This window comes from Frankia gtarii (assembly GCF_025403375.1).
Taxonomy (GTDB): domain Bacteria; phylum Actinomycetota; class Actinomycetes; order Frankiales; family Frankiaceae; genus Frankia; species Frankia gtarii.
The window spans coordinates 21,130-47,123 of the sequence record NZ_JAMPTM010000012.1 but is presented as its reverse complement, the minus strand read 5'-3'; the positions used below and the strand labels follow the sequence as shown (position 1 = coordinate 47,123).

The following is a 25,994-nucleotide window of genomic DNA, read 5'->3' as shown; positions in this document are numbered from 1 at the left end:
GCCAACGACCTGCCCCGGCGGACTACCGGACAGACCAGCCTGCCGAGCCGCCCGAGCGCCACTCCCGGTTACTCGCGACAAACGCCCTGCAGGCACGGCCCGTCGGCACCCGGATGCCCTACGCAACCGCGTAATCAGCGGACAGCCATCAGATGACGCTTTCGTCAACATTGGGTACGCTGCTACGCGCCAAACCGCTACACCGACGAGGAGCGCGTCTTATGCCGCTGCAGGATCATCATCAGATCGTCTCGGTGGACGACCACCTCATCGAACATCCGCGCGTCTGGCAGGACCGGCTGCCGGCGGCGCTGCGCGAGCAGGGCCCGCGCATCGAGGAGCTCAACGGCAAGCACGTCTGGCACTACGACGGTTCGGTCTTCCCGACCGTCGGGCTCAACGCGGTCGCCGGCCGCCCGCCGCAGGAGTGGGGCATCGACCCGGTCCGCTACGAGGAGATGATCCCCGGCTGTTACGACCCGGTCGCCCGGGTCAAGGACATGGACCTCGACGGCATCCAGGCCGCCCTGTGCTTCCCGTCCTTCCCCGGCTTCGGCGGCGGCGTGTTCCAGCGGGCGCCCGACAAGGACCTCGCACTGCTGTGCGTGCAGGCGTGGAACGACTTCCACATCGACGAGTGGTGCGCGTCCGCGCCGGACCGCTTCATCCCCCTCGCCCTGATCCCCACCTGGGACCCGCACCTGGCCGCGGCGGAGATCCGCCGCACCGCAGCCAAGGGCGCCCGGACCATCTCCTTCCCCGACAGCCCCGTCCCCCTGGGGCTGCCCTCCTTCCACAACGCCGCCTGGGAGCCCGTGTGGGAGGCGTGCGAGGAGACCGGAATGGTCATCTCGCTGCACTTCGGCTCGGGCAGCTACGTCCCCGGATTCTCCTTCGCCGCCACCCGCGCCATCCCCGGTGAGGTCGTTCTCCCCGACGCCCCGTTCGCCGTCGCCATCACCATCTTCTCGACCAACCTCATGTGGTCGGCCACCGACCTGCTGTTCTCCGGGGTCCTCCAGCGGCACCCGAAGCTGCAGTTCTCCCTGGCCGAGGGCGGCATCGGCTGGATTCCCTACATCCTCGAGCGCGCCGACTTCGTCTGGGAGCGTCACCGCTACTACCAGCCGATCGACTTCGACGCCCGCCCCTCCGAGCTGTTCCGCAAGCACTTCTGGGGCTGCTTCATCGACGACGAGTTCGGCCTGGAGAACCGGCACAAGGTCGGCATCGACCGGATCATGCTGGAGATCGACTACCCGCACTCCGACTCGAACTGGCCGAACAGCCGCAAGCGTGCCGCCGAGGTTCTCGCGAACATTCCCGACGACGAGGTCGTGAAGATCACCGAGACCAACGCCCGCACGATGCTCAACTTCCCCCGCTCCTGAACGAACTCCGGCCTCTGAGCGAACTCCGGCCTCTGAGCGAACTCCGCTCCTAGCGAACTCCGCATCCTGAGCGGCCCTGCCCCGCGCGAGCCACCCGGCCCGCGCGGGGCTGCCGCTCAGGGCGTGTCGGCGGCGGCACCGGGGTAGAGCGCGGAGGTCAGCAGCTCGGACTCGGCGTCGCGCCACCGCGTCCAGGACCGCTCGTCGTCGAAGTCGACGTCCAGGGCGTGTTCCAACAACGGCCCGAGCAGGACCGGGGCGAAGCCGAGGATGAGCAGCATCGCCGCCTCGGAGCGCAGATCCGTCGACGGGCGGGCCTTGCCCATGCGCTCCCGGTGGGCGAGCTCCTCGGCGGACAGGTCCACCGCCCGGCGGAACCAGTCCAGGCCGTCGGGCTGACCGTCGAGCAGCATCCGGCGGACGTAGGCGCCGAGCAGCGGCACCTCAGCGACCATCCGCTCGAAGCGGACGAGCCGGCGTTGCAGCGCCTGCGCCGGGTCGCCGCCGCGATCGAGTTCGCGGGTGTTGCGGTGCAGGTACTCGACGATCCACGTCGAGATCGCGTCGACGACCCCCTGCTTCGACCCGAAGTGGTGGATCACCAGCGCCGGCGAGACACCCGCGCGCTGGGCGATCGCGCGGACCGTCGTCGCGTGCACCCCCCGCTCGGCGACCAGGGCGAAGGCCGCCCCCCGGATGCGCGCCTTCGCGGTGAGATCCTCCGGCCCGGTCAACTGCGTTGACATCCCCATCCCCTCTCACATCGCCGTCCAGCCAGCTGAACGAATGTTCAGCATAGGGCCGGCCAGACGAAAGGAATCCCGAGGTGGTCGAGACCGGTACGGCGGCGCGGAACAAGGCGGCGGTGCGGGCGTTCTTCGACCGGATGAACGCCGGCGACGTGGCCGGCGCCTTCGATCTGCTCACCGACGACGCCACCTGGTTCAGCCTGTCGACGCGGCGGTTCTCCGACCGCGACCAGATGCGCGCGTCGATCGAATGGGTCAACACCGAGCTGCTGCGGGCACCGATCCAGCAGACCGTCACCACGCTCACCGCCGAGGACGACCGGGTCGCAGCCCTCACCGAGGGCCACGCGGTCACCGTCGCCGGCAAGCGCTACGACCAGGCCTACCATTTCCTGTTCGAGTTCTCGGGCGAGCGCATCGGCCGGCTGTGGGAGTTCAACGACACCTACCACTCCCGGACGGTCTTCGCGCTGAGCGAGGCCGGCGACCTGCCGCGGACGAACCCCGCCTGACGCCGGCCAGCTCAACGATCATGATGTTCCGCGGAACCGCGCGGCACCGCCCTGGCGTCGGGCCTCCCCGAGGCTGGATCACGGCGCGGCGTGCTCCCGGACCGCCCCCGCGGCGAGGAGTTCGGCGATGCGGTCGCCGGAGTAGCCCAGGCCCGCGAGGATCCGGCGGGTGCCCGCCCCCGGGGGCGGAGCCGCCGCGGTGATCTCGACCGGGTTGCCGGACCAGTCGGCGTAGCGGCGCACGACCGTGCACGGCCCGAGGTCCGGTTCGTCGATGCGGGTGAGGATGCCCGCCGCGGCGAACCAGGCATCGGTCAGGAACCCGCCGCGGTCGAGGACGGGGGCGGCCGGCACGCCCGCGGCGGCGAGCAGACTCGCAGCCTCTGCACCGGTCAGGCCGGCGAGCGCCGCGGTGATCCGGTCGGCCACCGGCCCCGCGGCCGGCGCCCGCAGCAACGCCGCGGCGCCGACCTCCCCTCCCCCGTGCCCCACGCCGCCACGGTCGGGCACGGCATCGAGGTCGAGGGCGGTCGCGAGGGCGGCGGCGTGCTCGGGCGTCGTGGCGGCGACGGCGACCCAGCCCTGCCTGCACGGGTGCAGCCGGTGCACGGCGGTGTCGCCGACGTACTCGTGGCCGCCCACCGCCGGCGCGGGCCGGCCGGTGTAGCGGACGAACTCCCCGGCCTGCATCATCACCGAGGAGTTCACCATCGTGGTGACGACCTCCTGCCCGAGCCCGTCGCGCCGGCGGGCGTACAGCGCGGCGAGGATGCCGAACGCGACGAGCGACCCGGTGCCGATGTCGTGCACGAGCATGGCGCTCTGGCAGGGTGCGCCGGCGCCGCCCTGAGCGGCGATGAGCCCGGAGCGGGCCTGCAGCAGCGGGTCGAAGGCGGGGGTCGCGCTCAGCGGGTTGCCGGTGCCCCAGGCGGTGACCGTGCCGCGCACGAGTCGCGGGTTGATCGCGGCGAGGGTCGCATAGTCGGTGCCGATGCGCTCGCGTACCCCCGGGCGAACGTTGTCGAGCAGAACGTCGGCGCTGCGCACCAGGTCGTGGAAGGTCTCCCGGCCGGCGGGCGTCTTCAGGTCGACCACGATGTCGTCCTGGCCCTTGTGGAAGGCGAGGAAGGAGACGGTGTAGATCCGGTAGGGATCGCCGTGGGGCCCCTCGACCTTGATGACCTCGGCGCCGTAGTCGGCCAGCAGCGTCGAGCCGAACGGCCCGGCGACGAAGCTGCCCAGGTCGAGCACGCGCAGCCCGGCCAGCGGCGCCGGCGGTTGCGCCCCGGCCGCCCCGGCCGCCCCGGCCGCGGCGGGGCGGGGATCGGTCCAGACCCGCGCGACGTCGACGAACGCCTGCGCGCTCGGTAGGTGGGAGAACGCCCCCGGGGTGCGGCTCAACCGGATCGGATCACCGGGGATCTCCACCGAGCCGAGGTCAGGATGGACGTGCACCCGGCGCATCCCGTTCGACGCCACGACGTCGCCCGTCCACCATTCGTCGCGGGTCTGCGCCGGGGCGTTGGGCACCCCGGCCTCGGTCAGCACCCGCTCCCAGTGGGCCAGCGGCTGCTCGGCGAACCTCGCCGCGAACCGTTCGACGACCGGGGCGCCGACCCCGGGGCGCAGCATGTTCAGCATCAAGCCGTCCACGCCCGGCATCGTCAGTACCTCGAACAGGTCGAGCACGTCGAGCGCGGTGAGGAACAGCGGCTCGGTGAGCGCGCCGAGGTAGAGCCAGCGGTCGTCGGAGCAGCGGTAGAGCCGGTAGTTCGCCGACGAGCCACCGCCGCCGGGCTGGCTCGCGCGGATGATCCCCTCGGCGTCGGTGAGGCTCGCGGCCTCCATCGCCGCCGTCGCGTGCAGCCCGCTGACCAGCACCGCCCGCCCGCGGCCGGCACCGTCGCGGCCCAGCAGGGCGGCCGCGGCGGCGGTCGCACCGAGAATGGCCTGGCCGTAGGCGACGATCGGGGTGACCAGCGCGAGCGGGTGACCGTCGTAGGAGCCGTGCTCACCCGACGCGCTGGACACGGCGTCGGCGAGCAGCGGGTCGGCCGGCAGCCCGCCCCACGGCGCCGCCGGGGCGAGCAACGGCAGCCACAGGTGGATCAGGTCCGGCTGCGCGGCGCGCACGCGGTCCGGGTCGAGGCCGTCGCGGTCGAGGTCGTCGGGGGTGCCGTCGACGACGAGCACGTCGGCGGCGCCGAGCAGCCGGCGAAGCTGCGCCGCCCCGGCGGGGCTCGTCCGGTCGAGGGCGCACAGCCGCTTGTTGCGGTCCCAGCACAGCCGGCCCGGGCCATCGTCGAGCGGGCCCCGCCCCGGCGGGAGTAATCGCACGACGTCGGCGCCCTGGTCAGCGAGGTACATCGCGGCCATCGCGCCCGCGATCGCCCCGCTCGCGTCGAGGACCCGCACGCCGTCATACGCGCCGCTCATCCCATGCCCTCCTGCCGAAGTCTCCACCGAAATCGCCCTACGGCCCACCCTAATTCGTCTATTCATGCAGCTCAGTCAGTTCTCGACGCCCCATGGACGCGAGTCAGGCGCGGACGGGCACCGCGGCTCATGACGAACCATGCTCGCGCTGCCAGCTTTTCCAGACGTCGGACCGGGCCGTGGGAGACAGGACGGCGAGGTCGAACACCGGACACGTATTCCCCACCGCGTCCGGCGCCTGGCGGTGCTCGACGGTGCTGACGACCTGTACGCCGGGGAGCACAAGGACCGCCCGCGGCATCCGCGCTGTCACCCTGTAGGCCAGGACACCATCCCCGCCGCGGGACTCGACCGGATTGCGAGTCGGTTGCGGTGGGGTCGATATCCACACTCGCATGATTTCCGGCGACCGCGCCGTCGATGTGCCGATCGGCATCGCCAGCGTCATGATGCGTAACGTCCGCGCCAGGTCGCCTGACACCAGCCCCGGCCCGATGATCATGGTGTTCCGCGGAACCGCGTCAGAAGGCGAGCTGGAGCTGGCGCTTGAGGACCTTGCCCATGGAGTTGCGGGGGAGCTCGGCGACCAGTTCGAGCTGCTCGGGGATCTTGTAGGGGGCGAGGCCCTCGGCGCGGCAGAACGCCACGAGCGCCGCGAGCGTCGGCGCCGGCTGGTCCGGGTCGGGCACGACGACGGCGACGGCGCGCTCGCCCGTGCGGGCGTCGGGCAGCCCGACGACGGCGACCTCGGCGACCGCCGGATGGCGCAGCACGACCGCCTCGACCTCCAGCGCCGAGATGTTCTCCGCGTTGCGGATGATGATGTCCTTCAGCCGCCCGGTCAGGTGCAGCCAGCCGTCGGCGTCGACATAGCCGAGGTCGCCGCTGCGCAGGTAGCCGGCCTCGTCGAAGGCGTCCGCGTCGAGGGCGGGATCGGTGTAGCCGGCGAACAGCTGCGGGCCGCGCAGGCGCAGCTCGCCCTCCTCCCCCGGGGCGGCGGGCGTGTCGTCGGCGCGCACGACCCGCACGCTGACCCCCGGCGCCGGGCGGCCGGCGGTGCGTTCCATCCGGTCGTCCGGGGACCCGGGCGCGGCGTAGCCGACGACCGGATGCTCGGTGAGGCCCCAGCCGTTGCAGATCCCGGCGCCGCCGAGCTCGGCGCGGATCCGCGTGTGCAGACCCGGTTCGTTGGGCGCCCCGCCGGAGACGCACAGCCGCAGCCGGGGAAACAGCGGTTCGGCGCCGTGGCGGCGCTGCGCGTCGAGGTAGGCGTGGAAGAACGGGGCGGCGCTGCCGAGCATCGTCACGCCGTGGCGGGCGAGCATCCCCGGGGTGGTCTCCCGGTCGAAGGTCTCCACGAGCACGCCGGAACACCCGACCCTGGCCATGAGGCCCAGCATCCCCGGGCCGCCGATGTGCGCCAGCGGGAAGGGGATGGAGGCGACGTCGGCGTCGGTGAACCCGAGCTGGTAGACCATCCCGTTGGAGCTGGCGAGCACCGAACGGTCGGTGTGCCGCACACCCTTGGGCACGCCGGTGGTGCCCGAGGTGTAGAACACCCAGCGCACCGCGTCGCCGTCGGCGCCGGCGGGCGGCAGCACGGCCGGATCGCCCAGCGGCAACGCGATCGCGATCCCCGCCGCGGCGCCCGACCCCGCCCCCGGCATCGCGGTCGACGCCGCGGCCGGCACTGCGCCCGGATCGCAGACGAGGACGCGGGCGTCGTGGCGGGCGGCGACCTTCTCCGCCATCGTCCGGTGATCGAATCGGCGAAAGAGCTCGGGGACGACGATCCAGCGCGTCCCGAGCTGGCCGACGATGAAGTCGACCTCGGCCTCGCGCAGGACCGGGATGAGCGGGTTCTGCACCGCGCCGAGGCGGGCCAGCGCGGACATGAGCACGGCGGCCTCGATCGTCGTCGGCAACTGCCAGCTCACCGTCTCCCCCGGGCGCACTCCCAGCTCCCACAGCCCGGCGGCGGCCCGCTCGGCGAGATCGCGGAACTGGCGGTGGGTCAGCCGCCGCCCGCCCGCGTCGACGAGCATCGCCAGATCCGGGGTCGCCCGCGCCCGGCGCTCGATCAACTCCCACCAGGTGGCGGCGTCATTGATGACGGAGACCGGCACGCGAAGCACCCCTCGAACTCGATGCGCCTCGGCAGGTGGAACCGACGCAGACGAGATTCCCGCGAATGGCGGAGGAATCCCGGCGCAGGATACGGAGGACACCAATTCGCCGAGCGTAGAACGTTATTCTATGAAACCGTCGCAAGTAGCGTCAATGACGGGACGCCCCGGAGCAGCCCGCTTACTCGACGTGTGTCCGCGACAGGATCAGACCCGACGGAAGACGGCACGGGCGACGCTGACGACACGATCCGCGCGGCCCTCGTCGCGCAGGGTCAGCTGCGTCGCGATCCGCTCGGAGCGCCCGCTGACGACCTCGGCCTCGACCCGGAACGGCCCGGCGACACCGGGACGGACGAACATGACGATCCAGCTGTCGACCTGCAGGGCGTCGGTGCCCGCGTGCGCGGCGGCGGCGTCCATCGCCGCGGCCTCGAAAGCGATGTTGATCGGTCCGAGGTGCAGAGCCGCGTGCGGCGAGGACAGCTCCGGGGTGACCTCGGGCAGCCGCCAGAACCCGTCCTCGCCGCGGCGCGCCCCGAACACCTGGTGCAGCGGCGGCAGCGACGGCGAGTCCACGACCGGGACCGGCGGATTGGCGACCTTCTGGTAGTCCTCGGGGACGTCGCCGAGGCTCACCCCGGTACCGCACGACACGGCGATCACCCGGCTCGGGTCGTCGGCGTCGACCGTCAGCGACCGGCTGAAGCCCATGGTGCGGCCGAGATGGATGACGTCGCGGTGCACGACGACACCGCGGACGTCGCGGGCGCTGTCGAGGATGTCGTAGGACATGACCACCGGCGCCGGCACGCACTGGCTGTCCAGCCAGTAGGGCTCGGGCGAGGCGATGCACAGCGGCGCCGCCATGATGCCGCCGGTGGAGTTGCGCATGTCGTGGCGCAGCGGCATCGTCTCGAGTTCGACGGCACTGTCGAGATCGGGGCTCAGCTTTCCCAGATACCGGTAGCTGAGCAAGGCCGTCCAGGCCTGTTCGAACTGCTTCCAGTGTTCTTCCGGGGTGACTTCACGAATATCCCTGACCATTCCTGGACGGTACTACAAGAATACCGCGGCGACACCACCACGGAATTCATTCCGCCCCGTGGGCCAGGAGGTCAGGAGACCAGCCGGGTCAGGAGCTGGCGGCCGGCGTGGGGGCGAGCGCGGCGGCCAGGGCTTCGACGTCGCCGAGGGAGCGCAGCAGGTCGTTGAGGTGCGTGCAGGTGGAGATGCCACGGAAGGCGCCGCCGACCAGCCCGCGCACGGCGCGGACGTCGGTGCCGACGAGGCGGTCCGCGCTCGCGCCGGCCAGCGGGCACTCGACCCACGGCAGCACCCGCGGCTGCGCGGCGACCGTGACGACGGTGAACGTCGCGGCGTCGATCTCGGCGGTCAGGCCGTACTCGTGGACGACGGTCTCGTCGCCGTCGGAGTCGACGTAGGTGTCGCGGAACATCGCGTCGATGTCGAGCAGCCCGTCGCGGACGGTGAGGTCGAGGCGCCGACGGCGGCGCACCCCGTTCACGCCCAGCGGTGGCAGCTCGTGCCAGGCGGCCGGGTCGTCGGGGTCGGCGAGGTCGGGGGCCACGGGGCCGGCCATCGGCGGCAACCCGCCCTCGGTACGCATGGAGATCATCATCGTGCCGTCGGAGCGCCAGCCCGAGCAGATGTCGGCCTGGGCCATGCCGCCCGGATGCGGCCCGTTCTCGCCGGGCTCCACCGCCCAGGCGTAGCCGGAGATGATGACCGCGCCGGGCACGTCGTCGAGCAGCAGGTGCCCCAGCGAGGATGCCTCGGCCGGCAGGGCCGCGGCGATGGCCTTGCGGAAACCGCCGGGCACGCTCGCCCCGACCAGCGCCTCGACGCCGGGCAGAGGCGGGTCGGCGGTGACGCGGGCGACGGCGGGGCGCGCCGCGCGGTCGATCTCGACCTCGACCGCCGCGTGCGCCCGCTCGAACCCGGTCCCGGACGGATCGGTGAGCAGGTCACGGCCCCGCCCGCGCAGCACCAGCGGGCCGGACAGCGCCCGGCCGCCCGCGATGTCGACGGTACTGGTACGCCGGATCGAGCCCGGCCGGCGCCGGGGGGCGGCCGCCGCCGGGATGCGCGGCCCATGGCCGGGATGGCCTGCTCTGATCATCGCCACTCCCCGTGTCAGGCCCGGGTCAGGCTCGGCTCAGGCTCGGATGAAACATGGACCGGCCGCGGGAACGCCGTCGCCGCCGCGCCCGGACCCGGGCAGGGCCGGGCGCGGCGGGCGGTCCCGCGGCCGCGGGCCCTAACGGGGCCCGAAGCGCTGCGCGCCGTCCAGGCGGATCGTCTCGCCGTTGAGGTAGGGGTTGGTCAGGATGTGGGTGACCAGCGCGCCGTACTCCGACGGGTGACCCAGGCGCTTCGGGAACGGCACCGCCGCGCCGAACTTCGCCAGCGCCTCCGGCCCGACCGACTCCATGATCGGCGTGCGCATGGTGCCCGGGGCGACGCAGACCACCCGGATGCCGAGCGAGCCCAGGTCGCGGGCCGCGGCGAGGGTGAGGCCGACGACGCCACCCTTGGCCGCCGAGTACGACGACTGGCCGATCTGACCCTCGAAGGCGGCGATGCTGGCCGTGGTCACGACCGCGCCGCGCTCGCCGTCCTCGCCCGGCTCGGTGCGCGCGATCGCCGCGGCGGTCAGGCGCAGCACGTTGTACGTGCCGTTGAGGTACAGGTCGACGGTCTTGCGGAAGCCGTCCATCGACGCCGGCGAGCCGTCGCGCTGCACGACCTTCTCGGCGACGCCGAAGCCGCCGTGGGACGCCACCGCGAAGCGCAGCGTGCCGAGCTCGCCGGCCGCCTCGATCGTCGCGAGCACCGAGTCGTCGTCGAGGACGTTGGTGCGCGAGTACTTCACCGCGTCGCCGAGTTCGGCGGCGAGCTTCTCGCCGCGCTCGTCGTTGAGGTCGGCGATGATCGCCGACCCGCCCGCGGCGACGATCGCCCGTACCGTGGCCTCGCCGAGGCCGCCGGCGCCGCCGGTCACCAGGGCGACGTTGCCTGCCAGTTCCATCCGGTCCCTTTCCCGTCTGTGTGTCGTTCAGCCCCGCTGGGACGACAGAATTGTCACCGCGGACACCGCTGTGGGGCCACCGATGTTGTGCGCGAGCGCGGTGCGGGCGCCGTCGACCTGGTTGGCCGCCTCGCCGCGGAGCTGCTCGAACAGCTCCACGCACTGCGCGACGCCGGTGGCGCCCGGCGGGTGCCCCTTCGCCTTCAGACCGCCGCTGGGATTGACCGGCTTGGCGCCGCCGACGGAGGTCACGCCGTTCTCGATGAGCTTGTACGCGCCGAACTTCTCGGCGAACCCGAGGTCCTCGTAGCTGATCAGCTCGACACCGGTGAAGCAGTCGTGCACCTCGGCGACGTCGATGTCCGCCGGGCCGATCCCGGCCATCGCGTAGGCGGCCTTCGACGCCTTCACCGTCGGCGGGAAGGTCGTCATGTCCTTCTTGTGCTGGTGCATGACCCGGTCAAGACCGAGCCCGACACCGCGCACCCAGACCGGACGGTCGGTGTAACGGTCGACGACGTCCTCGGAGACGAGCAGCAGCGCCGCCGCGCCGTCGCTCTGCGGGGTGCAGTCGTAGAGGTTGAACGGGGCGACGACCACGGGCGAGTTCATCGCCTGCTCGACGGTGATCTCGTAGCGCAGCTGCGCCTTCGGGTTCGGCACGGCGTGCTTGTGGTTCTTCACCGCGACCATCGCGAGGTGTTCCTTGGTCGCCGGCGACTCGTGCAGGTAGCGGGCGACGTGCAGGGCGAAGTTCGCCGGGGCGACCAGGCCGAGCGGGTAGTCCCAGGCCATGTCGCGGGTCAGCCCCGCCCACTCCCAGAACGTGCTGCGCGCCGAGGACTCGCGCACCTTGTCCGCGCCGACGACGAGCACCACGTCGAACGCCCCGGACGCGACGCCGTAGAAGGCGTTGCGCACCGCGTCGTTCCCCGTCGCGCAGGCGTTCTCCACCCGGGTGACGGGGATGTCGAGCAGCCCGCAGGTGTCCGCGAGGATGCCCGTGGGGAAACCGTCCGACGTCGTCAGCTCGCCGAACCAGGCCGCCTGGATGTCGGCGCGGTCCAGTCCCTTGTCCACGTGCGCGGCCATCTCGGAGACCGCCATCGGCAGCAGTTCCTTGATGCCCAGGTCGAAATGTTCGCCGAACGCCGTCATGCCGGCGCCGACCACCGCCACCCGTCTCATCGCACCGCTCCCTCGGTCACACCCGCACCCGCACCCGCGGCCGCGTCGGCCGTATCCGGATACAGCGCATATCCGTAGTCCGGAATTCCTGAGCGGACCGCGACCCGGCGCAGCACCAGCCGGCCACGGTCGCCGATCTGCACCGTTCCGGCCGGGGCACCGGTCACCTTCACCAGCGCGCGCACCTCGACGCCGTCGAGCTGGACGATCGCCAGCGAGTACGGCGTCGGCAGGCCCGGCACGGGGACGTGCACGGTGACGGTCGTGTACACCTCGCCGGTGCGCGGCAGCGGGGTCAGCGACCAGCCGTCCTCCGAGCCGCAGGTGATGCACCGCCGGCGCGGCGGCAGCGCCAGCGTGCCGCAGGCGTCGCACTTGCCCGCGTCCCAGCGCAGCTTCGCGTCGAAGGCCCGCTCGTAGGCGGCCAGCGAGATCGCGATGTCCGGGCCGGGGGTGCGGGTCAGCTTCTCCGGGGCCAGCAGCGCCGGCTCGTCGCGGTGCACCGTGGGCACCCCGTCGACGCGCAGCGCCGTCGCCGAGCCCTGCTCGACGGCGAGGACCAGCCCGCCGGCGCCGACCTCGGCGAGCGCCGCCAGCGCGAACAGCGCCGCGCTCGCGCCGGTCGTCGGCAGCGTCGGGGGCACCCCGGCGCACAGCGCGCGGGCCTGCTTGGCGGGCAGCCCCGCCACGACGACCGGCTTGTCGGGCAGGTCGAGGCGCTCGATGGCGACCCCGACGCCGCGCTCGCGCTCCAGCCGGGCGTCGGAGTAGTCGCGCACGCCACCGCCGGTCTCGCGACTGTGCACCGGCAGGCTGCGCACGACCCGGCCGACCAGCTCCACGCCGACGCCGTCACCGGCGGCGACCAGCGCCGCGGCCGCGCCGACCGCGCCGGTCTCGGTCGCGTCGACGCCGACCACCAGCGTGCCAGCCTCGGCGCCGGCCAGCGCGTCGAACACCGCCGGCCCACCGCCGACCTGCTCGACGACGGAGGCGTCGTCGGGCAGCCCGATGCCGGCCAGCAGCGCGGCGCCGTTGCCGCCGACGAGCAGCGGCAACTCCCGGGTCACGAAGACCACCCGGCGCACGTCCGGCTCCGAGCCGGCGCCCGCCAGCGCCGCCCGGGCGGCGGCGACGGCCAGCGTCAGCGCGTCCTCATCAGGCCCCAGGACCCGTCCCCGCGCGCTGCCCCAGGGGGGCAGATACGTACCGACAGCGGCCACCGTCGTCATCGCGTTTCTCCTCTCGCCGCCAGCCAGGACTTTCGCCGATCAGGCCGGGACCGCTCGGGTCACGACCGGTTCGGGTCACGACCGTTCGGGTCACGACCGTTCGCCGCGCCCACCGCTCAGGACACGATGCTCAGCCCGGCCAGGCCCGCCGGGGCGGTGCCCAGCACGACGCGCAGTCCGGCGTCGAGCTCGGCGGCGTCGAGGCGCCCGCCACGGGCGGCGCTGTAGCCGCGGCGCACGCTCCACGGGTCGACCGGATGCACGGTGTTGCCGTCGATGCGCAGGACCCGCCCCGTCAGCCAGCCGGACGCCTGCGAGCACAGCCAGGCGACGACCGGGGAGGAGTTCGCCGGGTCGAACCGGTCGAACCCCTCGGCGGCGCCGGGCTGGGCGAGGCCCGTGCCGGCGGTCATCCGGGTCGCGGCGACCGGCGAGATGCAGTTGGCGGTCACGCCGTAGCGGCCGGCCTCCAGCGCCGTGGTGAGCGTCAGGTTCGCGATGCCGGCCTTGGCGGCGCCGTAGGCGGCCTGGCCGACGTTGCCCGCCAGGCCCGTGCCGGAGGTGGTGTTGACGATCCGCCCGGCGACCGGGCGGCCCGCCTTGGACTCGGCCCGCCAGTAGTCGCAGGCGTGCTTGGTCAGGGCGAAGGTGCCCTTGAGGTGGACGCCGATCACCGCGTCCCAGTCCTGCTCGGTGAGCGAGGTGATCGTCGCGTCCCGCAGGATTCCGGCGTTGTTGACGATGGCGTCGAGCCGGCCGAACCGCTCGACCGTGTTCGCCACGAGGGAGCGCACCGCCGCCCAGTCGGTGACGTTGCCGGTGTCGCGCACCGCGACCCCGCCGGAGGCCTCGATCTCGGCGACGACGGCGTCGGCCGGCTCCTCCTGCGAGTTCTCCCCGCGGACGCCGACGCCCAGGTCGTTGACCACGACAGTTGCCCCGTGCGCGGCCAGTTCGAGGCTGTGGCTGCGACCGATTCCCCGGCCCCCGCCCGTCACGATGACGACGCGTCCCGCCAGCAGACCCTCACCCTGTTGCTGCACCCGTAAGCTCCTCTGCCCGGTCAGTCCGCACGGCGACGCTGGCGACTCTAGGGGCTACTTGACATATTCGTCAAACCTTAGTGTCATGAGGCCATAATCCTTGCTCATGCCGCCCCGGCGTGCCCCTGTAAGCCGGGATTTTCCGCCATACTTGACACCCCAGTCGGCATCTGGGTTTCCGGCACCGCGGCCGCCTCCGGTGGGCCGGCGCAGGCACCCCACCGACCCCCGAGGAGACTGCCCATGCCGAGCGAGATGGACCAGTTCGTCGCCGAGGTCACCACGTTCCTCGACACACATGCCACCCGCCGCGCCCGGGCGGCCGAGGACGTCGCCTGGGGTGAGGGCGAGGACCGGATCACCTACTTCAGCACCGACCCGCCCGACGTCGAGAACGCCAAGGTCGCCGCGGCGAAGGCATGGCAGCGCACCCGCTACGACAACGGCTTCGGCTGGCTCACCGGGCCGACCGCGTTCGGCGGGCGCGGCCTGACCACCCTGCACGACCTCGTCTACGACGGCCTGGAGGCCGCCTACGAGGTGCCCGAGACCGGGGTGCTCTCCCTCATCGGCCTCGGCATGATCGGCCCGACGATCCTCGCCCACGGCACCGACGAGCTCCGGCAGCGCTACCTGCCCAGGCTCTACAGCGGCGAGATCATCGCCTGCCAGCTGTTCAGCGAGCCGGCCGCGGGCAGCGACCTGGCGGGCCTGGAGACGAAGGCCGTGCGCGAGGGCGACGGCTGGGTGCTCAACGGGCAGAAGGTCTGGACGTCGGTGGCGCACCACGCCGCGATCGGGCTGGCGCTGTGCCGCACCGACCCCGACAAGCCCAAGCACCGGGGCATCACCGCGTTCATCGTCGACATGACCGCCCCCGGGGTGGACATCCGCCCGCTGCGCCAGATGAGCGGCGGCTCCGAGTTCAACGAGGTCTTCCTCACCGACGTCCACGTCTCCGACGACCACCGCCTCGGCCCGGTCGACGGCGGCTGGGGGGTGGCTCTGACCACCCTGATGAACGAGCGGGCCAGCGTCGGCGGCGAGGGCGCGGGCCCCGTCGGCCGCGCCGTCGCCCTGCCGTTCCTCACCGAGCTGCTGCGTGCCAACGGCCGCCTCGACGACGGCGCCGCCCGCCGGCGCCTCGCCGAGCTGCACGCCGACACCCTCGCCACCGAGTACCTCAACCACCAGATGATCCGCAAGTTCCGCGCGGGTGAGCAGCCCGGCCCCGAGGCGTCGGTGTCCAAGCTGATGTACGCCCAGAACCTCACCCGGGGCACCCACTTCGCCGCCGAGATCATCGGCCCCCGCCTGATCGCCGACACCGGCGAGTGGGGCACCTACTCGTGGACGGAGCTGCTGCTGTCCACCCCGGCGCTGCGCATCCTCGGCGGCACCGAGGAGATCATGAAGAACATCCTCGCGGAGCGGGTGCTCGGTCTGCCCAAGGAGCCCGGCATCGACACCAGGTCGCCGTTCCGGGAGCTCCGTCGGTCGGTCGGTTCCACGGGATCGGGAAGGTCTGGAGAATGAGCACCGAGGACACCACCAGCACCGAGCTGGACGAGCTGCGCTCGGCGGTACGCGACTTCATGGCCGCCAAGGCCGACGAGCGCGCCGTGCGCGCCGCGATCGACTCCGAGCGCGGCTATGACGACAAGGTCTGGGCGCAGATGGCCGAGCAGCTCGGCCTGCAGTCGCTCGCCCTGCCCACCGAGCACGGCGGCGACGGCTACGGCCTGGTCGAGCTCACCGTGGTGCTGGAGGAGATGGGCCGGGCGCTGCTGCCCTCGCCGTTCCTGTCCTCGGTGGTGCTCGCCGGCACCGCGCTGGTCGCCGCGGGCGGGGACGAGGCCGGGCGGATCCTGCCCGGCATCGCCGCCGGCACCACCACCGCCACCCTCGCCCCGCCGTCCGTCGACGGCGGCTGGTCGCTCGGCGGGCGCGGCGCCGGCGACGCCCTGGCCGTCACCGCGAGCGCCGGCACAGGTGAGGTCACCCTCGAGGGCACCGCGCCGCTCGTCCTCGACGGCGCCGGCGCCGACGTGCTCCTCGTCGTCGCGGGCGGCCCGGCCGGGCCCGGCCTGTACGCCGTCGACGCCGGCGCCGCCGGGCTGACCCGCACCTCGCTGCCCGTGCTGGACCTGACCCGCCGCATCGCCAAGGTGAGCTTCGCGGCCGCCCCGGCCCGTCTGGTCGGCGCGGCCGGCGGCGCGGCGGCGATCCTCGACCGGGTCCTCGACGTGGCGACGACGGCGCTGGCCGCCGAGCAGGTCGGCGGCGCGCGGGCGTGCCTGGAGGCGAGCACCACCTACGCCAAGGACCGCGTCCAGTTCGGCCGGCAGATCGGCAGCTTCCAGGCCGTCAAGCACAAGGCCGCGGACATGCTCACCCGCGTCCAGGTCGCCGACGCCGCGGCCCGCGAGGCCGCCCGCGCCGTCGACGGCGTCGCCGACGCCCCCGACCCGGGCGTGGCCGCGGCCGTCGCGCACGCCGTCTGCTCCGAGGCGTTCCTCGCCGTGGCCACCGAGAACATCCAGGTCCACGGCGGCATCGGCTTCACCTGGGAGCACGCCGCACACCTGTACTACCGGCGGGCGAAGGCCTCCCAGCTGCTGTTCGGCGGCCCGGCGGTCTACTACGAGCGGCTGCTGGCGAAGGCCGGCGTGTGAGCGCCGCCCCGGATCCGGCCACCGCGCCCGGCGCGGGGACGGGCACCGTCGTCCCACCCACCGCGCCGCAGCCGGGTCCGGGGCTTGCCGCACCGGGTCCCGGCCCGGACGTCGCGGGCACGGTGCGCACCGCGGCGGGGCTGCGCTTCACCGGCCTCGCGGCGACCGTCGGTGACGGCGCACGCGCCACCGTCGAGCGGGTGCCCGACGCCGAGGCGCTTGTCGACCTCGCCACCGGCCGGCGGCTGAGCTACCGCGAGCTGTGGGACGCCGCGACCCGGGTCGCCGGCGGCCTCGTCGCCGCCGGCGTCGACCCGGGCGACCGGGTGGCCGTGCGGCTGCCCAACGGCGCCCCCTGGTGCGCGGCGGTGCTCGGCGCGATCCTCGCCGGCGCCGTCCCGGTGCCGGTCAACACCCGGCTGACCCCGGCCGAGGTCGCCCACATCGTCACCGACTCCGGCGCCACGCTGGTCGTCGACGACCCGGGCGCGCTGCCCGACGGCCCGGCCACCGTCCGCCTCGCCGAGGACCCGGAGGCGCTGGCGGCGCTGTTCTACACCTCCGGCACCACCGGTGTGCCCAAGGGCGCGATGCTGTCGCACCGGGCACTGCTGTCCGCGGCCGAGCAGTGCCGCCGCGCCCTGCACCTCGGCCCGACGGAGGTGACCCGGACGCTCGTCGCCGCGCCGCTGTTCCACGTCCTCGCCTTCGGCATGCAGTGGCTGCCCGCCCTGCTCGCCGGCGGCACCGTCGTCATCGCCACCCACTTCGAGACCGGCGCCTGGCTGCGGGCGATCCGCGACGAGCGCATCGACGTGCTCAACGGCGTGCCGGCGATGTACTGGCAGGCGCTGCGCCACCCCGACTTCCCCCGCACCGACGTCTCCCACGTCCGACTGGTCAGCTACGGCGCGGCGCCGACCCCGCCGAGCCAGGTCGCGGAGCTGCTCGCCGCGTTCCCCGCGGCCCGGTTCGGCCCCGGCTACGGGCTGACCGAGGCCGCCTGCGTCAGCGGCCTGGACCACGACGAGGTCCTCGCCCACGCCGACACGGTCGGGCCCGCGGTGGCCGCCACCGAGCTGCGCCTCGACGGCCCCGGGGCGGCGGCGGGTGTCGGCCAGCTCCTCGTGCGCGGCCCGCAGCTCATGAGCGGCTACTGGCGCCGGCCCGAGGTGAGCGCCGAGGTCCTCGACGGCGGCTGGCTGCACACCGGGGACCTCGCCCGCATCGACGACGCCGGGCGCATCCACCTGCTCGACCGGATCAAGGACATGATCAACCGCGGCGGGGAGAACGTCTACAGCATCGAGGTCGAACGGGTGCTGGCCGCGTTCGGCGGCGTCGGCGAGGTCGCCGTCGTCGGCGTGCCCGACCCGCGCCTGGGCCAGCGGGTCGCCGCGGCGATCGTGCCCCGCCCCGGCACGACCGTCGACGTCGACGCCCTGCTCACCCATGCCGCCGGCCGCCTCGCCGACTTCAAGATTCCCCAGTTCGTGGCCATCCTGACCGAGCCACTGCCCCGCAACGCCGCCGGCAAGGTCGACAAGGCCCGCCTGCGCGCCGACACCCCCTGGGGCCCCCGCCGCTGAGGACGAGCCCCGGCTCACCCCATCGACACCAGCCGCGCCCCGCCGTCGGTCTCGATGACGGTGCCGGTGACATTCGGATTGGTCGCCGCGACGACGGTGACCTCGGCGATGTCGTCCGCGGTCGCGATCCGCTGCGCCGGCAGAGCCTGCACGGCCTGCGCGAAGTACGACTGCCGTGCGTCGTCGGGCATGCCGCTCCACCAGGGGGTGTCGACCAGACCGGGGGAAACGCCGTTGACCCGGATCGGCGCGAGTTCGACGGCGAGCGGCTTGACCAGGGCCTCGACGGCGCCGTTGAGGGCCGCGATACCCGCGGTTCCCGGCATCCCGACGCGGGCGCTGATTGCGCCGAGCAGCGTGATGGAACCGGTCGGCGTGAGGTACGGCAGGGCCGCCTGGATGGTGGTGAGGTGCGCCCAGAACTTCGCGTCGAACGCCCCGCGGAGCAGATCGAGGTCCAGGTCGGCGATGGCACCCGGGCCATCGCTGCCACTGAGGGTGATGATCAGCCAGTCGACGCTGCCGACGGCGGCGAGGACGGCGGCGATCTCGGCGCGGTGTCCGCCGTCCGCCCGGTGGCCGATCAGCCCCGGATCGGTGGCCGCGACGTCGTCGAGGCGCTGCTTGTCGCGGCCGACGACGTGCACCGTCGCGCCGAGGGTGTGCAGCCGCCGAGCAGTCGCCAGCCCGATGCCGGATGTTCCGCCGACGATCAGTGCGGTGCGCTCACTCATGTGATCTCCCAAATCGAACCGTGACGTCTCGTCTCGAATTGAGGCTAGCATGGTTTCCGTGACCGACCACCCCATGCCAGCCCGGCCCGGGCGAAGGCGCAGCGAGGAAAGCCGGCTTGCCATCCTTGCCGCGGCGATCGAGCTGACGGGCGAGGTCGGCTACGCCGGCCTGACAATCGAGGGCATCGCCGCCCGCTCCGGCGCAGGCAAGCAGACGATCTACCGCTGGTGGCCGTCCAAGGCGGACGTGCTGCTCGACGCCCTGGCCATCAAGGCCGACCTGCATGTGCCCATCCCGGACGAGGGCAGTTACACCGCCGACCTGCGCGCCTTCCTCACCGCCAGCTTCCGGCTGGGCCGCGACCAGCGGGTGGTCGACACGCTGCGCGCCCTGATGGCCCACGCCCAGATCGACGAGGAGTTCCAGCAGCGGTTCCGCTCCGCGTTCCTGCAACGCCGCCGCGACGCGCTCGGGATCATCCTCGACCGCGCCCGAACCCGAGGCGACCTGCCGCAGATCCCGTCCCCGGGCACCGTCGCCGACATCGTCTTCGGCGTCATCTGGTACCGGATCCTCGCCACCAGCCAACCCGTCGACGAGAACCTGATCGGCGAGCTCGTGGCCACCCTCACCGAGCCGCGCTGATCACCGCTCCGCCGACCGCCCGGCGATCTTGGTGTTCCGCGGAACCGCGCCCCGGAGCCCGACCGGCCTGGTCCGCGGTACTACCCAGCCGCCTTTCGGCGGCGACGGTCAGCGGGCGGCGCTGGTGTGGCTGTCGGTGTGGGCGCGCACAACGGGGGCGACTGCCTCGGCGAAGCGGTGGATCGATTCGCCGACCTGCTCGCGGGGCAGGCCGCCCCAGTCGATCTGGCCGTAGAAACGGTCCAGGCCGAGGGTCTGATGGGCGTCGAGGATCTTCTCGATGAGCTGGGCCGGCGTGCCAATCATGATGGCGTTGCCGCGGCGCATCCCGTCGGCGAACGCCTCCGGGGAGACGATGAAGCCGCGCCCGCCGGGGGTCTTGGGACGCAGGTACTCGTGGTAGTACGGGTGGACGGCGCGAGCGTCCTGCTCGGACGCCGCCGCGTAGAAGTGCGTCGAGATGCCGACCTTCAGCCGCTCGGGATGGCCCGCCTGCTCGCCGGCCGCGCGGTAGATGTCCACGGCGCGCCGGGCGTGGCTCAGCGGGCCGCCGATGTAGCCGAGCACCATCGGCAGGCCGAGGCGGCCGGCCCGCTCGGCGCTGGTGGGCGACCCGCCGACCCCGACCCACACCGGCAGCGAACCGGGCTCGGCCCGCGGCGTGATCGGCGCGTCGGTCAACGGCGGGCGGAAGCGGCCACGCCACGTCACCCGCTCCTGCTCGCGCAGGGTCAACAGCAGGCGGAGCTTCTCGTCGAACAGCGCGTCGGCGTCGGCGAGGTGCTCGCCGAACATCTCGAACGGCTCGGCGTACGCGCTGCGCCCGGCGATGATCTCCGCGCGGCCGTGGCTGAGCAGGTCGAGGGTGGCGAAGTCCTGGTAGAGCCGCACCGGGTCGAGGATCGGCAGCACGGTCACCGCGCTGGTGAGCCGGATCCGGCTGGTCCGGGCGGCGATGGCGGCGAGCACGACCGCCGGCGAGGAGACCGCGAAGTCGAGGGTGTGGTGCTCCCCCAGGGCGAACAGGTCGAGTCCCACCCGCTCGGCGAGCGTCGCGTGGCCCACGATCTCGTCCAGCCGCTCGCCGTGGCCGACCCGTTCCCCGGTACCCAGCCGGATCTGCGTGTCACTGAGCGAAAGCACCCCGAGTTCGAGCATGTGCGCAGCCTACGGGATAACCGGATAAGGCGCTCCAGATGGTGCGGTACGGTCGGAGCCGTGACGGATGACGGCCAGCGGATCCGCGTCGACGCACGGCGCAACCGCGACCGGATCGTCGAGGCCGCCCGGGAGCTGTTCACCCGGCAGGGGCTGTCGGTGTCGACCAACGAGGTCGCCCGGCACGCCGGCGTCGGCATCGCCACCGTGCTGCGCCGCTTCCCCACCCGCGACGACCTCGTCGGCGCGGTCTTCTCCCCGAAGATGGCCGGCTACCGCGCCGCCGCGTCCGCCGCCCTCGCCGACCCCGACCCCTGGCACGGGTTCACCCGGTTCCTCGAGACCGTCTGCGGCATGCAGGTCGCCGACCTCGGCTTCACGGAGGTCCTGACCCGGACCTTCCCCACCACCCGGGCACTGGAGTCGCAGCGCGACGAGGTTGCGGCCGACTTCGGCCGGCTCATCGACCGGGCCCAGGCCGCCGGCCGGCTGCGACCCGACTTCGCCCACCAGGATCTCGTCGTGATCCTCATGGCCAACGCCGGCGTCGTCGCCGCCAGCGGCCCCGCCGCCGAGACCGCCTCCCGACGCCTGGTCGGCCACCTGCTGCGCTCCTTCGCCGTCGACGGAGCAAGCGGCACCGCCCACGCCGAACTGCCCCCACCACCGAGCCGCACCGCCATGTACCGCGCCATGCTGCACCTGCGACCGACGCCACCGAAGCCGGACAGCCGCCGCTGACCGCTCAGGCCGGGGCGGGCAGGCGCAGTTCGCGGCCGGGCCAGCGGGAACGCAGCCAGCGGTCGTGGGAGGCGACGACGATCGCGCCGGGGCCGGGGCCCAGCGCGTCCTGCAGCTCGTCGGCGAGGCGCGGCGAGAGATGGTTGGTGGGCTCGTCGAGCAGCAGCAGGTCGGGCGGGTCCGCGACGAGAATCGCCAGGGCCAGGCGGCGGCGCTGACCCACGGACAGCTCCCCCACCGGGCGGCCCAGTTCCCGCGGGGCGAGCAGGCCGAGTTCGACCAGCGGCACGGTCTCGGCCCGGCGCTGCCCCACCGCTCGCGCGTAGGTGTCGGCCGCGGTGCGCTCCGGTCGGTCGAACACGCTGTCCTGGGCCAGCAGACCGACCCGCAGGTTGGCGCGGCGGCGGACCTCACCGCCGCCGGCTGCGAGGTGCCCGGCCAGCACGGCGAGCAGCGTCGACTTGCCGGCACCGTTGGGACCGGTGACGAGAACCCGGTCGGTGGCGGTCAGGTCGAGCCGCTCCAGCGCCAGGCGGCCGGGCACGCGGACGTCGCGCAGCGCCAGCAGCGTCCCGTCCGGTGCGGGGCTCGTCAGCGCCGGGGCGGCGAAGCGCAGCGGCTGCGGAGGGCGGCGGACCTGGTGGCGCTCCAGGTCGTCGAGGCGGCGGGCGGCGTTGCGCACCCGCCGGGAGATCTGCTGCTCCACCCGGTTCGTCAGCAGGCCGAAGCTCATCTTGTTGTTGTCGCGGGGCCCGCGGTTCGCCGCGATGGTGCGCGAGGTGGTCGCGACCGCGTGGCGCAGCGCGGCGAGTTCGGCCTGCTCCTCGGCGAAGCGCCGCTCCCAGCGGTCCCGCTCGGCCTGCTTCGCCGCCTGGTAGGCGGTGTAGCCACCGCCGTAGCGGGTCGGGCCGTCGACGGCCGGGTCGAGGTCGATCAGATCGGTGCAGACGGCGTCGAGGAACGCCCGGTCGTGGCTGGCCGCGACGACGACGCCGGGCAGGGCACGCAGCTGCTCCTCCAGGAAGGCGGCGGCGTCGTCGTCGAGATGGTTCGTCGGCTCGTCGAGCAGCAGCGCGGTGGGCCGGCGCACCAGCAGCGCGGCGAGAGCGAGGCGGGCCCGCTGGCCCCCGGACAGCGTCGCCAGCGCCCGGCTCGGACCGATCCCGTCAAGCCCGAGACCGGCCAGGGTGATCTCGGCGCGCCGGTCGGCGTCCCAGGCCACATGGTCCTGCGCCCGGTCCAGCCGCGCGCCGTACGCGGCGAGCAACGCCGCATGGTCGGGGCCGTCCGGCGGGGTCTCGGCGAGTGCGGTCGTGAGCCGGTCGAGCTCGGCGAGGTCCTCGCGGGCCTCGCGCAGCGCCTCGTCGAGCACGCCAGCGATCGTCGCAGCCGGATCGAACGGCATCTCCTGATGCAGGAATCCGAGGTCGGCGGGCCGCATGACGGCGCCGCCGTCGGGTTCGTCGACACCGGCGAGCAGGCGCAACAGCGTGCTCTTGCCAGCTCCGTTCTCACCGATGAGCCCGATGCGGCGCCCCGGCGCCGCGGTGAGCGACACCCCGTCGAGGACGCGGCGCCCCCCGAGGGAGCGGACGAGATCGTGCGCGGACAGCGCGGGCTGGGCCATGCGGACACCACCGAGAGGATCGCTTCTCTCGCCCGCCGGGACGCTGCCTCGGCCACGGGCGTGGGTGGTGTCAGAGCTTCATGGTGCGGCCATGATAGCCCGCGAGCGGCTGGACGCGCCGATGCTCGCCGCCCTGGCCGGCTGCCACGTTCCGCGACATCTGGTGGTGTGGTTGAGCGGATCGCGAGACGGGCGACGGGTCGGGGCGCAGACGTGGGAGAGCGCCCACCCGGTCACCGCATAGCGGAGTCAGCTCGTCGGGGCGCGGTCCCAGAGGTGGTGCAGCGCGGCGGCGCGTTCGCGGCGGTCCAGGCCGCGCAGGTCGGCGGTGCCGTGCTCGGTGACGACGACGTCGACGTCGTGGCCGGGGGTGCTGACCGGCGCGGACAGACGCTCGACGAGGGTCGGACGGCCCCGGTGGGTCGCCGGCATCGCGATGATGGACAGGCCGCCGGGCGAGCGGGCGCCGGCGGCGGCGTAGTCGGCGTGTCCGCCGACGCCGCCGACGGTCGCACCGGGGAAGCCCTCCACGTTGACCTGGGCCTGCTCGTCGAGCTCGATCGCGGTGTTCACGGCGACGAACGGCAGGCCGCTCGACAGCCGGCCCAGGTCGTGGGTGTGCTCGATGGGATGCAGCAGCGGGCGGCCGGCCGCCCAGGCCAGCAGGGCGGGGCCGCCGGCCAGATAGGTCGTCACCGGGGTGCCGGCGAGCAGGCCGCGGCGGTCGAGGTCGACGACGCCCTCGGGCAGCAGGCCCGAGTCCATGTGCACCGGGGTGCGCAGCGCCTCCAGCACGGCGACGCCGAGCGCCCCCGGCCCGACCTGCATCCGGGCGCCGGGCGGGATGAGCGCGGCGACCCGCTCGGCGATCGCCCGGTGCTCGTCGCCGGGGGCGCTGAACTCCAGCGCGACCGGCGGGGTGTCGGTCTCCCCCACCAGCACGAGGCGGTCGGCGGGCAGCGCGGGGCCGGCGTCGCAGTGCGGGGTGGCGTGGGCGACGACGCCGGCGACGCGGGCGCCGGCGGCGATCGCGGCGTGCATCCACGCCACCTCGGTACCGAAGGCGTACCCGCCGCCGACAGCCGGCACGACCGTGGCGACCAGCAGGTCCGGGCGCAGCGGGCCGTGCAGCAGCGCCGGCACCGCCGACAGCCGCACCGGCAGCGAGTGGACCCGGCCGTCGTCCACCGGGCGGCGCAGGCCCCAGCCGGACATCACCGCGCGGACGTCGGTGAAGGCGGTGAGGTCGAGGTCGCGGTCGGCGACGGGCAGCCAGCCGAGCAGCAGCCGCACCCCGCCCGCCGCGGCGGCCGCGGCGGCGAGTTCGCCGGACACCGACCGCGGCGCGCCGATCCCGTCGGCCAGCGCCACCCGGCTGCCCGGCTCGACGAGCTCCGCCAGCTTCCCGCTCTCGACACTCACGCCTTCGCCCTCGCAGTCGGTTCGGTCAGGTGGACAGGATGGTGACGGCGGCGGTGCCGGGGGCACCGTAAAGATGGGCGTAGCCGACCCGCGGGGTGCCGGCGACCTGGCGGTCCCCGGCGCGGCCGCGAAGCTGGGTGACCAGCTCGTGGATCTGGCGCAGCCCGGAGGCGCCGACCGGCTCACCGTTGGCGAGCAGGCCGCCGTCGGTGTTGACCGGCAGCTTCCCGCCGATCTCGGTGGCGCCCTCGGCGAGCAGCGTCTCCTGCTCGCCGTCCTTGCAGAAGCCGTTCTCGGCCAGGTGGATGACCTCGGAGCCGGCGTCGGTGTCCTGCAGCTGGGCGACGTCGACGTCCTCGGGGCCGATGCCGGCCTGCTCGTAGGCGGCCTGGGAGGCGAAGACGGTGGGGCTCGGCGCGGTCTCCAGCGGCAGCGACGGGCTGAGCAGCTCGAAGGCGCCCTCGCGGCGGGAGAACAGGGTGCTGGCGCGCAGGTAGATCGGCTTGTCGGTGTACTTCGACGCCAGGTCCGCGCGGGCGAGCACGACCGCGGCGGCGCCTTCGTCCGGCGAGCAGTACATGTACTGGGTCAGCGGGTAGTTCAGGTACTGCGACTCGAGGATCTGCTCCTCGGTCATCGGGGTGCGCCGCCACGCCCGCGGGTTCGCCGCACCGTTGCGGAACGCCTTCGCCGCCGTCCGGGCCAGCGTCACCGGGGTGATGCCGAAGTCGTGCATGTAGCGGTTGATCTTCATGCCGAAGAAGTGCGTGGTGAGGAACAGACCGGCCTCGCCGTACCAGCCGGGCAGCCCGGACACCGACGGATGGTCGGAGAACGCGCCGCGGGGGTGCTTGTCCAGGCCGATGGCGATCGCGATGTCGGCGTCGCCGAGGCGGATCGCGTTCGCCGCCATCGCCAGCGACGTCGCTCCCGTCGCGCAGCCGGTGAACACCGCCCGGCCCGGCACGCCGGTCAGACCGAGCAGCCCGACGATCGCCTCGGGGTTCTTGACCTCCATGCTGCCGGCGTAGAGCGCCTGGATGGCCGACCACTCGACCCCGGCGTCGGCGAGGGCCTCGATGACGGCGTCCTCGCCCATCTCCAGCGCCGACTTGCCGGGGTAGCGCCCGAACGGGTGCAGGCCCGTGCCGATGATCGCAACGTCACTCGGAGCCATCGCCGTGTCCCTCCTCGGCCCCGACCGGGGCGAACGCGTAGATCATGGTCTGGTTGCCGTCGGCGTCGGTGCCGAACGGGACGATGCGCAGCTCCATCTCCTGGCCGATGTGCAGCTTGTCGGGGTCGGCCTCGGTGAGCCGGGTCTCGACCCGCAGCGCGCCGGGCAGCTCGACGTAGCCGACCGCGAACGGCTCGAACGTCTTCGGCGTGTCATCGCCGGCGTACGGCGGGGACGGCGGGCGGAACCGCTGGCCGGTGAACGTCCACAGCGTGCCGCGGCGCGGCAGCTCCACCCGCTCCAGCTCCTCGTTGACGCCCCCGACCAGCTTGTGGCTGCGGTACGGGAAGACGACCTTGCCGTCCGACGACCGGCCGCCGATCAGGGCGGGTTCCTCCGCCGGCCAGGTGAAAAGATCCTCGGCCAGGGGTACCTGCTGTGCCATTCCCACTCTCCTTCGAGCCTTCGAGTCTTCGAGCGCGCCGTCGAGCGGTCG

Annotated in this window: 22 protein-coding genes; 7 read left to right on the top strand and 15 right to left on the bottom strand. The window is 73.5% G+C overall.

Annotated features, from left to right (window positions below; translation table 11 throughout):
- The first annotated feature begins 221 nt into the window (after positions 1–221).
- On the top strand, positions 222–1,391 hold the full coding sequence (locus NBZ83_RS04035) for an amidohydrolase family protein (protein WP_261566427.1): 1,170 nt from the start codon (positions 222–224) through the stop codon (positions 1,389–1,391).
- Between the two features lie 116 nt (positions 1,392–1,507).
- Here NBZ83_RS04035 and NBZ83_RS04030 read toward each other — a convergent pair whose 3' ends face one another.
- Positions 1,508–2,137: a TetR/AcrR family transcriptional regulator gene (locus tag NBZ83_RS04030; protein WP_261574361.1), complete on the bottom strand. Its 630-nt coding sequence runs from the start codon at positions 2,135–2,137 to the stop codon at positions 1,508–1,510.
- A gap of 80 nt (positions 2,138–2,217) precedes the next feature.
- Between NBZ83_RS04030 and NBZ83_RS04025 the strand changes: the two genes are divergently transcribed.
- Complete coding sequence (locus tag NBZ83_RS04025; RefSeq protein WP_261574360.1) at positions 2,218–2,652, top strand: nuclear transport factor 2 family protein; 435 nt, start codon at positions 2,218–2,220, stop codon at positions 2,650–2,652.
- Positions 2,653–2,730: 78 nt separating this feature from the next.
- On the opposite strand, the gene NBZ83_RS04020 is transcribed toward NBZ83_RS04025, so the two are convergent.
- The 8 genes from NBZ83_RS04020 to NBZ83_RS03985 all read right to left on the bottom strand — a co-directional run bounded on the left by NBZ83_RS04020 (position 2,731) and on the right by NBZ83_RS03985 (position 13,729).
- Positions 2,731–5,088, bottom strand: a complete 2,358-nt coding sequence (locus NBZ83_RS04020; protein WP_261574359.1) for a CoA transferase — start codon at positions 5,086–5,088, stop codon at positions 2,731–2,733.
- Between the two features lie 521 nt (positions 5,089–5,609).
- Positions 5,610–7,214: a class I adenylate-forming enzyme family protein gene (locus NBZ83_RS04015; protein WP_261574358.1), complete on the bottom strand. Its 1,605-nt coding sequence runs from the start codon at positions 7,212–7,214 to the stop codon at positions 5,610–5,612.
- Positions 7,215–7,421: 207 nt separating this feature from the next.
- Complete coding sequence (locus NBZ83_RS04010) at positions 7,422–8,261, bottom strand: hypothetical protein (RefSeq protein ID WP_261566432.1); 840 nt, start codon at positions 8,259–8,261, stop codon at positions 7,422–7,424.
- 88 nt (positions 8,262–8,349) lie between these two features.
- Positions 8,350–9,357: a DUF2889 domain-containing protein gene (locus tag NBZ83_RS04005; protein WP_261566433.1), complete on the bottom strand. Its 1,008-nt coding sequence runs from the start codon at positions 9,355–9,357 to the stop codon at positions 8,350–8,352.
- A gap of 138 nt (positions 9,358–9,495) precedes the next feature.
- Positions 9,496–10,266 (bottom strand): SDR family NAD(P)-dependent oxidoreductase, encoded by a 771-nt coding sequence (locus NBZ83_RS04000; RefSeq protein WP_261566434.1) that lies wholly within the window; start codon positions 10,264–10,266, stop codon positions 9,496–9,498.
- 27 nt (positions 10,267–10,293) lie between these two features.
- Positions 10,294–11,454 carry a thiolase C-terminal domain-containing protein gene (locus NBZ83_RS03995; protein WP_261566435.1) on the bottom strand — a complete coding sequence of 387 codons (1,161 nt, stop codon included), beginning with the start codon at positions 11,452–11,454 and terminating at the stop codon, positions 10,294–10,296.
- Positions 11,451–12,686, bottom strand: coding sequence for a Zn-ribbon domain-containing OB-fold protein (locus tag NBZ83_RS03990; RefSeq protein WP_261566436.1), 1,236 nt, complete (start codon positions 12,684–12,686; stop codon positions 11,451–11,453). Before NBZ83_RS03990 ends, NBZ83_RS03995 begins: the two co-directional genes overlap by 4 nt.
- Before the next feature lie 116 nt (positions 12,687–12,802).
- Positions 12,803–13,729: an SDR family NAD(P)-dependent oxidoreductase gene (locus NBZ83_RS03985; RefSeq protein ID WP_261562228.1), complete on the bottom strand. Its 927-nt coding sequence runs from the start codon at positions 13,727–13,729 to the stop codon at positions 12,803–12,805.
- A gap of 243 nt (positions 13,730–13,972) precedes the next feature.
- Here NBZ83_RS03985 and NBZ83_RS03980 point away from each other — a divergent pair, with 243 nt between their 5' ends.
- Genes NBZ83_RS03980 through NBZ83_RS03970 form a run of 3 tightly spaced genes read left to right on the top strand, consistent with a single transcriptional unit; the run spans position 13,973 to position 17,993 of the window.
- Entirely contained in the window at positions 13,973–15,265 is a 1,293-nt protein-coding gene (locus NBZ83_RS03980; protein ID WP_261566437.1) for an acyl-CoA dehydrogenase family protein, read from the top strand.
- Entirely contained in the window at positions 15,262–16,404 is a 1,143-nt protein-coding gene (locus NBZ83_RS03975; protein WP_261566438.1) for an acyl-CoA dehydrogenase family protein, read from the top strand. The genes NBZ83_RS03980 and NBZ83_RS03975 overlap by 4 nt, the downstream gene beginning before the upstream one ends.
- Positions 16,401–17,993, top strand: coding sequence for a class I adenylate-forming enzyme family protein (locus NBZ83_RS03970; protein WP_261574357.1), 1,593 nt, complete (start codon positions 16,401–16,403; stop codon positions 17,991–17,993). Before NBZ83_RS03975 ends, NBZ83_RS03970 begins: the two co-directional genes overlap by 4 nt.
- 14 nt (positions 17,994–18,007) lie before the next feature.
- Here the strand turns inward: NBZ83_RS03970 and NBZ83_RS03965 are convergent, their stop codons facing one another.
- Positions 18,008–18,727 carry an SDR family oxidoreductase gene (locus NBZ83_RS03965; RefSeq protein ID WP_261566440.1) on the bottom strand — a complete coding sequence of 240 codons (720 nt, stop codon included), beginning with the start codon at positions 18,725–18,727 and terminating at the stop codon, positions 18,008–18,010.
- 49 nt (positions 18,728–18,776) lie between these two features.
- On the opposite strand from NBZ83_RS03965, the gene NBZ83_RS03960 reads away from it, so the two are divergent.
- The gene (locus NBZ83_RS03960; RefSeq protein ID WP_261566441.1) at positions 18,777–19,373 is read left to right on the top strand and encodes a TetR/AcrR family transcriptional regulator; all 597 of its coding nucleotides are present in this window, start codon (positions 18,777–18,779) and stop codon (positions 19,371–19,373) included.
- A gap of 108 nt (positions 19,374–19,481) precedes the next feature.
- Here the strand turns inward: NBZ83_RS03960 and NBZ83_RS03955 are convergent, their stop codons facing one another.
- On the bottom strand, positions 19,482–20,531 hold the full coding sequence (locus NBZ83_RS03955) for an LLM class flavin-dependent oxidoreductase (RefSeq protein WP_261566442.1): 1,050 nt from the start codon (positions 20,529–20,531) through the stop codon (positions 19,482–19,484).
- A 60-nt stretch (positions 20,532–20,591) separates the two neighbouring features.
- Between NBZ83_RS03955 and NBZ83_RS03950 the strand changes: the two genes are divergently transcribed.
- The gene (locus NBZ83_RS03950) at positions 20,592–21,272 is read left to right on the top strand and encodes a TetR/AcrR family transcriptional regulator (protein WP_261566443.1); all 681 of its coding nucleotides are present in this window, start codon (positions 20,592–20,594) and stop codon (positions 21,270–21,272) included.
- 4 nt (positions 21,273–21,276) lie between these two features.
- Here the strand turns inward: NBZ83_RS03950 and NBZ83_RS03945 are convergent, their stop codons facing one another.
- The 4 genes from NBZ83_RS03945 to NBZ83_RS03930 all read right to left on the bottom strand — a co-directional run bounded on the left by NBZ83_RS03945 (position 21,277) and on the right by NBZ83_RS03930 (position 25,943).
- Positions 21,277–22,899, bottom strand: a complete 1,623-nt coding sequence (locus NBZ83_RS03945) for an ABC-F family ATP-binding cassette domain-containing protein (RefSeq protein WP_261566444.1) — start codon at positions 22,897–22,899, stop codon at positions 21,277–21,279.
- A gap of 249 nt (positions 22,900–23,148) precedes the next feature.
- Positions 23,149–24,321 carry an acetyl-CoA hydrolase/transferase C-terminal domain-containing protein gene (locus NBZ83_RS03940; protein WP_261566445.1) on the bottom strand — a complete coding sequence of 391 codons (1,173 nt, stop codon included), beginning with the start codon at positions 24,319–24,321 and terminating at the stop codon, positions 23,149–23,151.
- Between the two features lie 25 nt (positions 24,322–24,346).
- Positions 24,347–25,498: a thiolase family protein gene (locus tag NBZ83_RS03935; protein WP_251749772.1), complete on the bottom strand. Its 1,152-nt coding sequence runs from the start codon at positions 25,496–25,498 to the stop codon at positions 24,347–24,349.
- Positions 25,485–25,943 (bottom strand): Zn-ribbon domain-containing OB-fold protein, encoded by a 459-nt coding sequence (locus NBZ83_RS03930; protein WP_261574356.1) that lies wholly within the window; start codon positions 25,941–25,943, stop codon positions 25,485–25,487. Before NBZ83_RS03930 ends, NBZ83_RS03935 begins: the two co-directional genes overlap by 14 nt.
- Positions 25,944–25,994 lie beyond the last annotated feature (51 nt).

Excerpts from the sequence above, each read along its gene's own strand:
- NBZ83_RS04035 (WP_261566427.1), top strand. The coding sequence starts at position 222 with ATGCCGCTGCAGGATCATCATCAGATCGTCTCGGTGGACGACCACCTC.
- NBZ83_RS04030 (WP_261574361.1), bottom strand. The coding sequence starts at position 2,137 with ATGTCAACGCAGTTGACCGGGCCGGAGGATCTCACCGCGAAGGCGCGC.
- NBZ83_RS04020 (WP_261574359.1), bottom strand. The coding sequence starts at position 5,088 with ATGAGCGGCGCGTATGACGGCGTGCGGGTCCTCGACGCGAGCGGGGCG.
- NBZ83_RS04010 (WP_261566432.1), bottom strand. The coding sequence starts at position 8,261 with ATGGTCAGGGATATTCGTGAAGTCACCCCGGAAGAACACTGGAAGCAG.
- NBZ83_RS04005 (WP_261566433.1), bottom strand. The coding sequence starts at position 9,357 with ATGATCAGAGCAGGCCATCCCGGCCATGGGCCGCGCATCCCGGCGGCG.
- NBZ83_RS04000 (WP_261566434.1), bottom strand. The coding sequence starts at position 10,266 with ATGGAACTGGCAGGCAACGTCGCCCTGGTGACCGGCGGCGCCGGCGGC.
- NBZ83_RS03995 (WP_261566435.1), bottom strand. The coding sequence starts at position 11,454 with ATGAGACGGGTGGCGGTGGTCGGCGCCGGCATGACGGCGTTCGGCGAA.
- NBZ83_RS03990 (WP_261566436.1), bottom strand. The coding sequence starts at position 12,686 with ATGACGACGGTGGCCGCTGTCGGTACGTATCTGCCCCCCTGGGGCAGC.
- NBZ83_RS03980 (WP_261566437.1), top strand. The coding sequence starts at position 13,973 with ATGCCGAGCGAGATGGACCAGTTCGTCGCCGAGGTCACCACGTTCCTC.
- NBZ83_RS03975 (WP_261566438.1), top strand. The coding sequence starts at position 15,262 with ATGAGCACCGAGGACACCACCAGCACCGAGCTGGACGAGCTGCGCTCG.
- NBZ83_RS03965 (WP_261566440.1), bottom strand. The coding sequence starts at position 18,727 with ATGAGTGAGCGCACCGCACTGATCGTCGGCGGAACATCCGGCATCGGG.
- NBZ83_RS03960 (WP_261566441.1), top strand. The coding sequence starts at position 18,777 with ATGGTTTCCGTGACCGACCACCCCATGCCAGCCCGGCCCGGGCGAAGG.
- NBZ83_RS03955 (WP_261566442.1), bottom strand. The coding sequence starts at position 20,531 with ATGCTCGAACTCGGGGTGCTTTCGCTCAGTGACACGCAGATCCGGCTG.
- NBZ83_RS03945 (WP_261566444.1), bottom strand. The coding sequence starts at position 22,899 with ATGGCCCAGCCCGCGCTGTCCGCGCACGATCTCGTCCGCTCCCTCGGG.
- NBZ83_RS03935 (WP_251749772.1), bottom strand. The coding sequence starts at position 25,498 with ATGGCTCCGAGTGACGTTGCGATCATCGGCACGGGCCTGCACCCGTTC.
- NBZ83_RS03930 (WP_261574356.1), bottom strand. The coding sequence starts at position 25,943 with ATGGCACAGCAGGTACCCCTGGCCGAGGATCTTTTCACCTGGCCGGCG.